10 protein-coding genes and 1 pseudogene are annotated in these 12368 nt (G+C 67.2%); 7 read left to right on the forward strand and 4 right to left on the reverse strand.

The window, feature by feature from the left end:
* Window positions 1-271: 271 nt before the first annotated feature.
* Window positions 272-1360, reverse strand: coding sequence for a substrate-binding domain-containing protein (locus N7333_RS22070; RefSeq protein ID WP_129481958.1), 1089 nt, complete (start codon window positions 1358-1360; stop codon window positions 272-274).
* Between the two features lie 199 nt (window positions 1361-1559).
* Between N7333_RS22070 and N7333_RS22075 the strand changes: the two genes are divergently transcribed.
* From N7333_RS22075 to fdhD, 5 genes are all read left to right on the forward strand, one after another.
* Window positions 1560-2054: a formate dehydrogenase subunit gamma gene (locus N7333_RS22075; protein WP_129481957.1), complete on the forward strand. Its 495-nt coding sequence runs from the start codon at window positions 1560-1562 to the stop codon at window positions 2052-2054.
* On the forward strand, window positions 2051-3622 hold the full coding sequence (locus tag N7333_RS22080) for an NADH-quinone oxidoreductase subunit NuoF (RefSeq protein ID WP_129481956.1): 1572 nt from the start codon (window positions 2051-2053) through the stop codon (window positions 3620-3622). The genes N7333_RS22075 and N7333_RS22080 overlap by 4 nt, the downstream gene beginning before the upstream one ends.
* Window positions 3623-3637: 15 nt before the next feature.
* On the forward strand, window positions 3638-6472 hold the full coding sequence (gene fdhF / locus N7333_RS22085; protein WP_129481955.1) for a formate dehydrogenase subunit alpha: 2835 nt from the start codon (window positions 3638-3640) through the stop codon (window positions 6470-6472).
* A 100-nt stretch (window positions 6473-6572) separates the two neighbouring features.
* On the forward strand, window positions 6573-6821 hold the full coding sequence (locus N7333_RS22090) for a formate dehydrogenase subunit delta (RefSeq protein ID WP_129481954.1): 249 nt from the start codon (window positions 6573-6575) through the stop codon (window positions 6819-6821).
* A 95-nt stretch (window positions 6822-6916) separates the two neighbouring features.
* Window positions 6917-7741, forward strand: a complete 825-nt coding sequence (gene fdhD, locus N7333_RS22095; protein ID WP_129481953.1) for a formate dehydrogenase accessory sulfurtransferase FdhD — start codon at window positions 6917-6919, stop codon at window positions 7739-7741.
* A gap of 56 nt (window positions 7742-7797) precedes the next feature.
* Here the strand turns inward: fdhD and yrfG are convergent, their stop codons facing one another.
* Complete coding sequence (yrfG, locus tag N7333_RS22100) at window positions 7798-8460, reverse strand: GMP/IMP nucleotidase (RefSeq protein ID WP_129481952.1); 663 nt, start codon at window positions 8458-8460, stop codon at window positions 7798-7800.
* Between the two features lie 124 nt (window positions 8461-8584).
* On the opposite strand from yrfG, the gene nudE reads away from it, so the two are divergent.
* Complete coding sequence (nudE, locus tag N7333_RS22105; protein ID WP_004373151.1) at window positions 8585-9151, forward strand: ADP compounds hydrolase NudE; 567 nt, start codon at window positions 8585-8587, stop codon at window positions 9149-9151.
* Window positions 9148-9966 (forward strand): 3'(2'),5'-bisphosphate nucleotidase CysQ, encoded by an 819-nt coding sequence (gene cysQ, locus N7333_RS22110; RefSeq protein ID WP_129481951.1) that lies wholly within the window; start codon window positions 9148-9150, stop codon window positions 9964-9966. The genes nudE and cysQ overlap by 4 nt, the downstream gene beginning before the upstream one ends.
* A gap of 52 nt (window positions 9967-10018) precedes the next feature.
* Here cysQ and N7333_RS22115 read toward each other — a convergent pair whose 3' ends face one another.
* Both N7333_RS22115 and N7333_RS22120 read right to left on the reverse strand, forming a co-directional pair.
* Window positions 10019-11926, reverse strand: a complete 1908-nt coding sequence (locus N7333_RS22115; protein ID WP_129481950.1) for a beta-ketoacyl synthase — start codon at window positions 11924-11926, stop codon at window positions 10019-10021.
* A gap of 300 nt (window positions 11927-12226) precedes the next feature.
* Window positions 12227-12368, reverse strand: a pseudogene (locus N7333_RS22120) (dihydroorotase); the annotation flags it as partial.

Raw genomic sequence — 12368 nt, forward strand, 5'->3', positions numbered from 1 at the left:
TTGCCGCCGACCTGTTGGCCGACCATGGCGCCCACTGCGCCGCCCAGAGCACCGCCAAGGCCGGCTTCGGTATTGCCCGCCAGGGCGACGCCGCCACTGGTCAGACCCAGAGAGAGGAGGAGCAACTGCAGAGATTTCATAGACACCTCGATCACGGGAGCCGCTTTGCAGCGGAGTTGCTCCATTGACCGAAGCGGCTCGCCTCTGGTTCCCGACCTTCCGTCGGCAGTCTGCCGGCAAGCGGAACGGGTTCACAGTTTCGCGCAGCGACTCACAACAGGCTTTCGCGGCCCCACTGCTCCAGCGCCAGGGTCAGCGGCAGCACCTCGCCGGGGCGGCTCAGGGCGTAGCCGGGCAACTGGCCGATACGTGCCTGAAACTCCGGGTTCTGCAGCACCCGCAGCAGCGCGGCCATGGCCGGCAGCTCTAGGCTGTCCTCGCGGCACAGCAGGCAATAGTGCTCGCGCGCCATGGGAATGAAGTCCAGGCCGAACTGGCGCGCCGCGGCTTCGACACCGAAGCCGACATCGGCCATGCCGCTGGCTACAAAGGCCGCCACTGCCGCGTGGGTAAACTCCTCGTTGTGGAAACCCTTGATGGTCGCGCTGTCCAGGCCACCTTGCTGCAGCAGGTCCTGCAGCAGCAGGCGTGTGCCCGAACCCGGTTCGCGATTGACGAAGCGCAGCTCGCCGCGCGCCAGGTCCGCCAGGCCGCGCACGCCGTGCGGGTTGCCGGGGGCGAGCATCAGCCCCTGGGTGCGCACGACGAAGGTGATCACCCGCTGATCGGGGCGCAGCCAGGGCTGGATGCGGCTCATGCTCAGGGTGCCAAGCGGCCCGGCCGGCACGTGCAGGCCGGCCACCTCGCAGTCGTGGCGCTGCAAGGCGATCATCGCCTCGCTGCCGCTGCGAAATTGCACCTCCCACTGCCAGCTGGGGTCGCGTTCCAGCCATTCGCGCAGCGCCGCCACGGCGAAACCGTGGCTGGCGTGGATGCGCAGGCCGGGATTGCTGGCCTGCAGCACCCGGTTGAGCTCCAGTTCCAGCTCGCTCGCCAGGTTATCCAGCTGTGGCGACAGCCGCGCGCGAATGCGCTGGTCGGCCCACAGCAGTTTCTCTCCCAGCGGCGCCAGGCGTGCGCCCTTGCCGCGTTCCAGCTCGATCAAAGGGCTGCCGAAGAACGCCTGCCACTTGCCCAAGAGGTTCCAGGCATGGCGGTAGGAGTAGCCGACGCGGGCGGCGGCCTCGGTCAGCTTGCCGGTGTCGTGCACCGCCTGCAGCAGTTCCAGGCCCTGCGGGTCGAGGCTGCTGCCGTCGCGCTGGTGGAAACGCCAGCGCGGCTGGATGTCGATACGGATCATATGCTCAATACTTCATATTTGTGTGGCCAATTTCCCATGTTAGTTTGCCTTTCATGGGCGATTTTTCGTCCGAGTATAAGAACTTTACTTCATATATGGCGAGCCCAATGGCTCCGCCTGGGATAAGCCGACCGGCAGCCGTGACTGGCCGGCTTATCTCCTGACAGTACCGGTATAGCCGCCGGCTGGAGCATCGAACATGGCCCTTCTTCCCCAGCGCTTCGCCCCCGAGCAATGCGAGGCCGTCACCCGTGAGGTGCTCGCCGCCCACCGCGGCCAGCCCGGCGCCCTGCTACCCATCCTCCACGACATCCAGGACCGCCTCGGCGCCGTACCGCCCGAGCTGTTGCCGCTGATCGCCGAGGACCTCTGCCTGTCGCGCGCCGAGGTGCACGGGGTGGTCAGCTTCTATCACGATTTTCGCGCCACGCCGCCCGGCCGCCAGGTGCTCAAGCTGTGTCAGGCCGAGGCCTGCCAGTCGATGGGGGTCAAGGCGCTGACCGCTGAACTGGAAAGCAAGCTCGGCCTGCCGCTGGGTGAGACCCGCGAGGATGGCAGCCTCAGTTTCGAACCGGTGTACTGCCTGGGCAACTGCGCCTGCGCACCGAGCGTGATGCTCAATGGCGAACTACACGGTCGTGTCGACGCCGAGGAAGTGCTGGCGCTGCTGGCCGAACAGGGGGCCCAGGCATGAGCGAACCGATCAAGATCTTCGTCCCGCGCGATGCCACCGCGCTCAGCCTGGGCGCCGACAAGGTAGCCAAGGCCATAGTCGCCGAGGCCGCGGCGCGCGGTATCGAGGTGCAACTGGTGCGAAACGGCTCGCGCGGGCTGTTCTGGCTCGAGCCGCTGGTCGAGGTTGCCACGCCGGCCGGTCGTGTCGCCTATGGGCCGGTCAAGGCACGCGACGTTGCCGGCCTGTTCGACGCCGGTTTCCACGAGGGCAAGGCACATGCGCTGGGCCATGGCCTGACCGAGGAGATCGAATACCTCAAGCGCCAGGAGCGCCTGACCTTCGCCCGCGTCGGCATCACCGACCCGCTGTCGCTGGAGGACTACATCGCCCACGACGGCTACCGCGGCCTCAAGCGCGCCCTCGGCATGACGCCCGAAGCGATCGTTGCCGAGGTCACCGAATCCGGCCTGCGCGGCCGTGGCGGCGCGGCGTTCCCCACCGGCATCAAGTGGCGCACCGTGCTCGGTTGCCAGGCCGAGCAGAAGTACATCGTCTGCAACGCCGACGAAGGCGACTCGGGCACCTTCTCCGACCGCATGGTGATGGAAGACGATCCCTACGTGCTGATCGAGGGCATGACCATCGCCGGCCTCGCAGTTGGAGCTACGCGCGGCTACATCTACCTGCGTTCGGAATACCCGCACGCCGAAGCGGTGCTGCTCGAAACCATTGCCCGCGCCACGGCCGCCGGCTACCTGGGCGATGATGTGCTCGGCAGCGGCAAGGCCTTCCATCTGGAGCTGCGCCGCGGCGCCGGCGCCTATATCTGCGGCGAGGAAACCGCGCTGCTGGAAAGCATCGAGGGCAAGCGCGGCACCGTGCGGCCGAAGCCGCCGCTGCCGGCCATCGAGGGCCTGTTCGGCAAGCCGACGGTGATCAACAACGTGATCTCGCTGGCGTCGGTGCCGATCATCCTCGACAAGGGCGGCGCCTACTACAAGGACTACGGCATGGGCCGCTCGCTCGGCACCCTGCCGATCCAGCTGACCGGCAACATCGCCCGCGGCGGCCTGATCGAGAAGGCCTTCGGCATCACCCTGCGCGAGCTGCTGTATGAATACGGCGGCGGTTCGGTCAGTGGCCGGCCGATCCGCGCGGTGCAGGTCGGCGGCCCGCTCGGCGCCTACCTGCCCGAGTCGCAGTTCGACACCCCGCTGGATTACGAGGCCTTCGCCGCCCTTGGCGCGGTACTCGGCCACGGCGGCATCGTGGTGTTCGACGACACCGTCGACATGGCCGACATGGCGCGCTACGCCATGGAGTTCTGCGCGGTGGAATCCTGCGGCAAGTGCACGCCCTGTCGGATCGGCTCGACCCGCGGCGAGGAGCTGCTGTCGCAGATCATCGTGGCCCGTTCCGAAGGCCCGCAGCCGGGGCGCATCGAACTGCTCAAGAGCCTCTGCGACACCATGCTCGGCGCCTCGCTCTGCGCCCTTGGCGGCATGACACCCTATCCGGTGATGAGCGCCATCAACCACTTTCCCGAGGACTTCGGCGTGTCGCAAGACAGCGCCGAAGCCCGCTGATCCGGAGGCGTCCCCATGGCCCTGTATCGTGAACTCGACTATGGCACCCCTGCTCGCAGCGGTGCTCCGGTAACCCTGGAAATCGACGGCAACGCCATCACCGTGCCGGCCGGCACCTCGCTGATGCGTGCGGCTCAGGAGGCCGGCATCGCCGTGCCCAAGCTGTGCGCCAGCGACAGCCTGGAGCCGTTCGGCTCATGCCGCCTGTGCATGGTGGAAATCGAAGGCCGCCGCGGCTTCCCGGCGTCCTGCACCACCCCGGTGGAGCCGGGCATGGTGGTGCGCACGCAGAGCCCGAAACTGGCCGAACTGCGTCGCGGCACCATGGAGCTGTACATCTCCGACCACCCGCTGGACTGCCTGACCTGCTCGGCCAACGGCAACTGCGAGCTGCAGGACATGGCCGGTGTGGTCGGCCTGCGCGAAGTACGCTACGACCCGGTGAAGACCCACCTGGCCGAAACCAAGGACGAGTCCAACCCCTATTTCAGCTATGACCCGTCCAAGTGCATCGTCTGCAACCGCTGCGTGCGCGCCTGCGAGGAAGTGCAGGGCACCTTCGCCCTGACCATCGACGGCCGCGGCTTCGACTCGCGCGTGGCCGCCAGCCAGGCCGAGGATTTCCTCGACTCCGAGTGCGTGTCCTGCGGTGCCTGCGTCAATGCCTGCCCGACCGCCACGCTGATGGAAAAATCAGTGATTGAGCTGGGCCAGGCCGAGCGCAGCGTCACCACCACCTGCGCCTACTGCGGCGTTGGCTGCTCGTTCAACGCCGAGGTCAAGGGCAACACCGTGGTGCGCATGGTGCCGAACAAGAACGGCCACGCCAACCATGGCCACGCCTGCGTCAAGGGCCGCTTCGCCTGGGGCTACGCGACCCACCCGGACCGCATCAAGACCCCGATGATCCGCGACAGCATCCACGAGCCGTGGCGCTCGGTGAGCTGGGACGAGGCCATCGGCTACGCCGCCCGGCGCTTCAAGGAGATCCAGGCACAGTACGGCCGTAATGCGGTCGGCGGGCTGACCTCCTCGCGCTGCACCAACGAGGAAACCTACCTGGTGCAGAAGCTGGTGCGCGCTGCCTTCGGCAACAACAACGTGGATACCTGTGCCCGCGTCTGCCACTCGCCGACCGGCTACGGCCTCAAGGTGACCCTCGGCGAGTCCGCCGGTACCCAGGATTTCGACTCGGTGCTGTCCGCCGACGTGGTGCTGGTGATCGGTGCCAACCCCACCGACGGCCACCCGGTGTTCGGCTCGCAGCTCAAGCGCCGCCTGCGCGAGGGCGCCAAGCTGATCGTCGCCGACCCGCGCGGCATCGACCTGGTGCGCAGCCCGCACATCCGCGCCGAGCATCACCTGCAGCTGCGTCCGGGCAGCAACGTCGCCCTGCTCAACAGCCTGGGCCATGTGATCGCCACCGAGGGCCTGATCAACGAGGCGTTCATCGCCGAGCGCTGCGAGGCCGAAGCCTTCGAGCAATGGCGCACCTTCGTCAGCGAACAGCGCAACAGCCCCGAGGCCATGGAGGCCCTGACCGGCGTGCCGGCCGCTTCGGTGCGCGCTGCCGCGCGCCTGTACGCCACCGGTGGCAACGCGGCGATCTACTACGGCCTGGGCGTCACCGAGCACAGCCAGGGCTCGTCCACCGTGATGGCGATCGCCAACCTGGCCATGGCCACCGGCAATATCGGCCGTCCGGGTGTCGGTGTGAACCCGCTGCGCGGACAGAACAACGTGCAGGGCTCCTGCGACATGGGCTCCTTCCCCCACGAGCTGCCGGGCTACCGCCACGTTTCCGATCCGGTGGCACGGCCGCAGTTCGAGGCCGCCTGGGGCGTCAAGCTGCTCGACGAGCCGGGCCTGCGCATCCCCAACATGCTCGCCGCGGCGCATGCCGGCACCTTCAAGGGCATGTACATCCAGGGTGAGGACCCGGCGCAGTCCGACCCCGACACCCAGCACGTCACCGATGCACTCAAGGCCATGGAGTGCGTGGTGATCCAGGACCTGTTCCTCAACGAAACCGCCAAGTACGCCCACGTGTTCCTGCCTGGCGCCTCCTTCCTGGAGAAGAACGGCACCTTCACCAACGCCGAGCGGCGCATCTCGCCGGTGCGCAAGGTGATGCCGGCGCTGGCCGGCAAGGAAGACTGGGAAGTGACCGTGGCGTTGTCCAACGCCCTCGGCTACCCGATGAACTACAAGCATCCGTCCGAGATCATGGACGAGATCGCCGCGCTGACGCCGACCTTCACCGGCGTCAGCTACGCCAAGCTCGACCGCCTGGGCAGCATCCAGTGGCCGTGCAACGACGAGGCCCCGGAAGGCACGCCGATCATGCACGAGGACGCCTTCGTGCGTGGCAAGGGGCGCTTCGTGGTCACCGAGTTCATCCCCACCGAGGAGCGCACCTCGCGCAAGCGGCCGCTGGTGCTGACCACCGGGCGCATCCTTTCGCAGTACAACGTCGGCGCGCAGACCCGGCGTACCGCCAACAAGGCCTGGCACGCCGAGGACATCCTCGAGCTGCACCCGGTGGACGCCGAGGATCGCGGCATCAAGGACGGCGACTGGGTCGGCATCAACAGCCGTGCCGGCGAGACGGTGATGCGCGCCAAGGTCACCGAGCGCATGCAGCCGGGTGTGGTGTACACCACCTTCCACCACCCGGAATCCGGTGCCAACGTGATCACCACCGACAACTCCGACTGGGCCACCAACTGCCCGGAGTACAAGGTCACCGCGGTCCAGGTGCGCAAGGTCGAAGTCCCGTCGCAGTGGCAGCAGGAGTTCGATAGCTTCACCCGCGAGCAGGTCAGCCTGCTGCCGGTGGTGCAGTTATGATGCCGCTGGCCCCGGCACCGGTTCGTAGGGTGCGCCGTGCGCACCACTGCCACGCCGGCCTATTCTTTGCGGCTTCCCGGTTATTCAGCGGAGCACAGCCATGGGCATGAACGCCACCCAACTGATCAAGATGGCCAACCAGATCGGCGCCTTCTTCGCGTCCCAGCCTGACCCCGCCCAGGCGCGCACTGAATACGCCCAGCATCTCAAGCGCCAATGGGACCCGCAGATGCGCACGGCGCTTTACGCCCACCTGGACGCCAGCGACGGCGAGGGTCTGAGCGAGTTCGCGCTGCAGGTGCTGCGCGATTTGCGCGGGCAGATCGAGCCACAGGCTGCTAGTGTCTGAACGCTCCATGAACTGCACATGGCCTTTGGGTGTCTCGTGAGGTGCTAGGGGCTGGTGCGCACGGCGCACCCTACGACCGCGAGGAATCCGCATCCATGTCACGCCGTACCGCCGACCCGCTTACCGATGATCGCGCCGCCGCTCCGGCACCGGACGGTTACGCCTATGTCGAGCTGGACGAGGCGGCGCACGATGGTCACGCCGTGCTGGCCGAGGAATGCGCCCTGGCCATCGCCTACAACGGCGTCGCTCAAGCGGTGATGATGGTTTCGCCCAGCGCGCTGGAGGATTTCGTCGTCGGCTTCAGCCTGACTTCTGCAGTCGTGGCGGCGGCCGAGGACATCTACGACATCCAGCTCAAGCGCGCGGGGGAGGCATTCAGCGCCGAGGTGCAGATCGCCAGCCGCGCCTTCTGGGCGCTCAAGCAGCAGCGGCGCAATCTGGCCGGCACCAGTGGCTGCGGCCTGTGCGGCGTCGAGGCGCTGGAGCAGGCGCTGCCGCAACTCGACACCCTGAGCCTCAACCCGCTGCCACCGGCCGCGCACCTGGCCGACCTGCGTACGCGCATCGGCCAGGTGCAGAAGCTGGCGCGCCAGAGCGGCGCGCTGCATGCGGCATTGTTCGTCGATGAGTCTGGCGAGATCGTCCTGTGCCGCGAAGACATTGGCCGGCACAACGCGCTGGACAAGCTGATCGGCGCGCTAAACCGTGAAAGCCGCGACGCCCGTCGCGGCTTTGCCGTGGTCACCAGCCGCTGCAGCCTGGAGCTGATCCACAAGGCGGTGCGCGCCGGCTTCGCCAGCCTGGTCAGCCTGTCGGCGCCCACCGACCTGTGCGTGCGCTGGGCGCGTCGGCACCGCCTCAACCTCATTCACCTGCCGCACCATAGTCCACCGCGGGTCTATAGCCCGGCGTCGTAGGGTGTGCCGTGCGTACCAGCCTTGCGCCTCGAGGCTATTGCCGGATTGCATCCGGGCTACAGGCCCTGCAGCAGTTCGCGGTAATCCTCCACGGCGGCGAATTCCTCGGTGTCCTTCGGCCCGGCCTGGCTGTCCGGCTGGCGCACGGCGAGCAGGTGGGCGACGCCGAACTGTCCGGCGCTGCGCAGGATCGGCAGGCTGTCGTCGATGAACAGACTGCGCGCCGGATCGAAGCCGACGTCCTGACGCAGGGCGAACCAGAACTGCTGGTTCTCCTTGGGAAAGCCGTAGTCGTGAGAGCTGATCAGGCGCTCGAACCAGGGCGCCAGTTCGACCCGTTCCATCTTCAACGACAGCGAATCGCGATGCGCGTTGGTGATCAGCACCACACGCTTGCCGGCTTCGCGCAGGGCGCGCAGGAACAGCTCGGCATCCTCACGCAGGGCGATCAGATGGGCCACCTCGCGCTTGAGATCGCGGATCGAGAGCTTGAGCTCGCGGCTCCAGAAATCGGTGCAGTACCAGTTCAGCGTACCGGCATGTTGGCGAAACAGCGGCAACAGCTCGGCCTCGGCCAGCGCCAGGCTGGTGCCATGGTGCTCGGCATAGCGCTGCGGCAGGTGCTTGAGCCAGAAATGGTTGTCGAAATGCAGGTCGAGCAGGGTGCCGTCCATGTCCAGCAGGACGGTGTCGATCTGGTGCCAGGGGAGTGAAGGCATGGGCGCGCCCAGTGATGAGAGTCGTGAATCTGCCGGCCCGCGTCGCGATCATGCAATCTGCGCCGGGGATAATCGCAAAAGCCGCGGTATGATAACCCGCCAGGTCACGCCAAGGAGTTGCCCCATGCGTCAGAAGCCCACGGTGCTCGCCCGTGAAATAGTCGCCAGCAGTCGCCTGTTCCGCGTCGAGGAACTGCAGCTGCGCTTCTCCAATGGGGTCGAGCGTACCTACGAACGCCTGGTGGGCAAGGGCGCCGGCTACGGCGCGGTGATGGTGGTGGCCATGCTCGATGCCGAGCACGCGGTGCTGGTGGAGGAATACTGCGGCGGCACCGACGACTACCAGTTGTCGCTGCCCAAGGGGCTGATCGAACCGGGCGAGGACGTGCTGGTGGCGGCCAATCGCGAGCTCAAGGAGGAGGCGGGGTTCGGTGCGCATGAGCTGGAGTACATCACCGAGCTGAGCCTGTCGCCCGGCTACATGAGCCAGAAGATCCAGGTGGTACTGGCGCGCAATCTGTACGAAGAGCGCCTGCCCGGCGACGAGCCGGAGCCGATGCGGGTCGACCGCATCAACCTGCGCGAGTTGTCCAGCCTGGCCCAGCACGCCCAGTTCAGCGAGGGCCGCGCCCTGGCCGCGCTGTACCTGGTGCGTGACCTGCTGAGTCAGCGCGGGGAGTTCGTGCAGTGAGTCATCCCCATATTCCCCAGGTGATCGAGCTGGTACGTGCCGCAGGTGCGGCGACCCTGCCGTACTGGCGCAGCGACGTGGCCGTGACGGAGAAGGCCGATGCCTCGCCAGTCACTGCCGCCGACCTGGCCGCCCACCACATCCTGCTCGATGGCCTGCGCGCGCTGGCGCCGGATGTACCGGTGCTGTCGGAAGAGGCCGCCGACATTCCGCTGGCCGAACGCGCGGCCTGGACACGCTGGTGGCTGGTCGATCCGCTCGATGGCACCAAGGAATTTATCGCCGGTTCCGAGGAGTTCACCGTCAATGTCGCGCTGATCGAGCGTGGCCGCGTGGTCTTCGGCGTGGTCGGCATTCCGGCCAATGGCCGTTGCTATTACGGCGGTGCCGGTCTGGGCGCCTGGCGCAGCGAAGCGCCGGGCGATGAGCAGCCGATCAGCGTGCGTCTGGCGCCGGCGCAGGGCTTTACCCTGGTGGCCAGCAAGCGCCATTCGAGTCCGGCGCAGGAGCGCTTGCTCGGTGAGCTGGTCGCGCGCTTCGGCGAGCCGGCGCTGGCCAATATCGGCAGTTCGCTGAAGTTCTGTCTGCTGGCCGAGGGCAATGCCGACTGCTACCCGCGTCTGGCGCCCACCTCGCAGTGGGACACCGCCGCGGCGCAGGGCGTGCTGGAAGGGGCGGGCGGCGAGGTGCTGAATCTGGCCGGCGAAGTGCTCACCTACGAGGCGCGCGAATCCTTTCTCAATCCGTCGTTCCTGGCCTTGCCGGCCACTGCCGAGTGGCGTGGCGAGCTGATCGAGTTGGCGCGGACATTGTAGGGCGGGTGCAACCCGCCACATCGTCCATGGCGGGTTGCACCCGCCCTACGGCTCAATCGAGCATATCGCTGTAGCGCTCGTCCTTCCTGAACACCAGCGGCTGGTCGAAGCCGGGCACCTTCACTTCCTCGGTGGTGATGGAGATCGCCTGGTCGTCGATCATGTCGTTGCCGAAGTTGTAGATGATGTCCAGCTGGCCCAGCAGCGCCTGCTGGTCATAGGCCGCGGCCGCGGCGCGGGTGGCTTCGCGGCGGGCCAGGTAGGCGTCGAAGGCGGCCTGGCCGTGGCGCTTGCGCAGCATGCGCTCGACCACGTGCGGGGCCAGCACCAGGGCGCTGGCGTTGTTGCCGCCGAAACCCTTGGAGTTGATAAAGGCCACCTCCATTGCCTGCTCACCCACCTTGCGATCGACGGTGGACAGGCTCAGGTGCTCTTGATGCACGTCGCCGGCGACCGCGTCGATGGTCTTCAGGCCGGGCACGATGCCGTACTTGAAGGCGCCGAGGGCGGCGATCACCTGGTCGCCGCTGGCGGTGGCCAGGGAGTGGCCGACGAAGGCCTTCACCGCCGTGACCGGCCACTGTTCGATGCCGAAGGCGGCCGCGACGCGGTCGAGAATCTCCGACTCGGTGACGCGGTTGGCCGGGGTGCTGGAGCCATGGGCGTGCACGAAGCTGCGGCTGCGCACGGCGTCCAGGCCGAGCAGTTGTACGGCGCTGGCCACGGCCTTGGCCACGGTCAGGTAGTTTCCCGGGCCGGGAGCGGAAATGGACTTCTTGAAGCCGTCGGCGTTGATGAACACGTCCGGCACCGCGCCGTGGACGTCGGCACCCAGCTCCAGGGCCAGTTCATCGTCCATCAGCACCACGAACTGGCAGGCTTCGGCCAGGGTGAAGCCGCAGTTGTCGCCGAACGGGCGGCTGGCGCGGCGGAAATCCACGTCCTGCTTGCCCTCGATCTGGCGCAGGCCTTCCTCGGTGGCCAGCGCGCCCATGGCGCCATAACCCTCGATGCACTCCTGGTTGATCGGCGCCTCGCTGCTGCCGACGATGACCACGCGCGCCTTGCCCGAGGCGATCTGCTCGATGCCCTTCTGCAGGTTGTAGAGGAAGGTGGCGCAGGCGCCGGTGATGCTGCCGGTGGTGCCGACGCTGCCGAGCACGTAGGCGTTGATGAAGTCCGCCGGCATGGTGTTCAGGCCCAGGGCCAGCTGCTTGGCGGTGACGCGGCCGCCTTTCAGACGCGACTGCATCATGCCGCCGAAGCCGTTCTCGTCGAGCTGGCTCATGATGCAGCTGGCGAACACGGCGATCTCGTCCGGGGCGACATGTTGAACGATGCGCTGCCAGTCGATACCCACCGAACGCAGGGCGTCGGTGACGCCGACCACGGTCATGGCCAGGCCGCGCGGGTGGAAGCGCGAGTTGTACAGCTCGCTCGGCTCGAAGCCGGTGGGCAGCTGGCCGGCGGACTTCACCGCCAGCGGGCGGTAGCTGTCGACCTTGAATTCGCAGCTGTCATGCAGGGTGACCTGCACCTCGCTGGCGTTGAGCTCCTGCACCGACCAGTTGGCCGGCAGCGGCTCGGGCAGCTGCTTGCGCTGGGTGATGAAGCTAAGGCTGCCGCTGTGGCCGGGAGCCAGGCCGATGCTCTTCTGCCAGTGGGCGGCGTCCGGATCCAGATGCTGTTTCTCGATGCGGCGCACCAGGGTGCCGGCGAGAATGTCCTTGCCGTAGCGGCTTTCGATGTCGGCCAGGCTCAGTGGCTGGCCGTCCTGATCGCGGTACTGGCCGTCGACCACGCGTACTAGCTTCATCATCTGCGCCAGCCCGGCCAGGGTTTCCTGGCGTGCCTGGGGCTCGAGCGACTCCTGCACGGTACGACGGAAACCATGGTGGAAGGAGCTGCGCCCGGCTGCGTTGTAACCCCCAAAACCCACGATCACAGGTAAGCGCGACATAACTCAAAAGCTCCTGAACAAGGCCAGCGCGACGCCAGGCCGGCGCCAGTGGGCGCGAGCGGAGTCATAGGGCGGTGGCGTTTGGAAATATTCGGCTGCCTAACCTGACGTGGATCATGACTGTCGAGTCACTCATTCGTCCAATGTCGTGGCGAGTGCAAGGCGTGTCGCAGGTGGGAAGGTCGTTAGCGGGTAGGGTGCGCCGTGCGCACCGCTGCCCTCAGAGGTTGGTGCGCACGGCGCACCCTACGGGACAGCGTATTTCGCTGACGAGCCCGCCGGCTGGCGGGCTCGAAGGGCTCAGCCCTGGTAGCTGATATGCCCGTCGACCAGGGTGTAGCGCACCGCGCCGGGCAGGCAATGGCCGATGAACGGGCAGTTGCTGCCCTTGGAGTACCACTGCTCGCCGGCGACGGTGGAAGCCTGCGCATCGAACAGCACG

Source organism: Pseudomonas sp. GD04158 (assembly GCF_029834875.1).
Taxonomy (GTDB): domain Bacteria; phylum Pseudomonadota; class Gammaproteobacteria; order Pseudomonadales; family Pseudomonadaceae; genus Aquipseudomonas; species Aquipseudomonas hydrolytica.

Bases quoted from the DNA above. Each gene is read 5' to 3' on its own strand.
- N7333_RS22075 (WP_129481957.1), top strand. From the start codon at position 1,560: ATGGCCCTTCTTCCCCAGCGCTTCGCCCCCGAGCAATGCGAGGCCGTC.
- N7333_RS22090 (WP_129481954.1), top strand. From the start codon at position 6,573: ATGGGCATGAACGCCACCCAACTGATCAAGATGGCCAACCAGATCGGC.
- N7333_RS22115 (WP_129481950.1), bottom strand. From the start codon at position 11,926: ATGTCGCGCTTACCTGTGATCGTGGGTTTTGGGGGTTACAACGCAGCC.
- N7333_RS22070 (WP_129481958.1), bottom strand. From the start codon at position 1,360: ATGATCCGTATCGACATCCAGCCGCGCTGGCGTTTCCACCAGCGCGAC.
- nudE (WP_004373151.1), top strand. From the start codon at position 8,585: ATGCGTCAGAAGCCCACGGTGCTCGCCCGTGAAATAGTCGCCAGCAGT.
- yrfG (WP_129481952.1), bottom strand. From the start codon at position 8,460: ATGCCTTCACTCCCCTGGCACCAGATCGACACCGTCCTGCTGGACATG.
- fdhF (WP_129481955.1), top strand. From the start codon at position 3,638: ATGGCCCTGTATCGTGAACTCGACTATGGCACCCCTGCTCGCAGCGGT.
- N7333_RS22080 (WP_129481956.1), top strand. From the start codon at position 2,051: ATGAGCGAACCGATCAAGATCTTCGTCCCGCGCGATGCCACCGCGCTC.
- fdhD (WP_129481953.1), top strand. From the start codon at position 6,917: ATGTCACGCCGTACCGCCGACCCGCTTACCGATGATCGCGCCGCCGCT.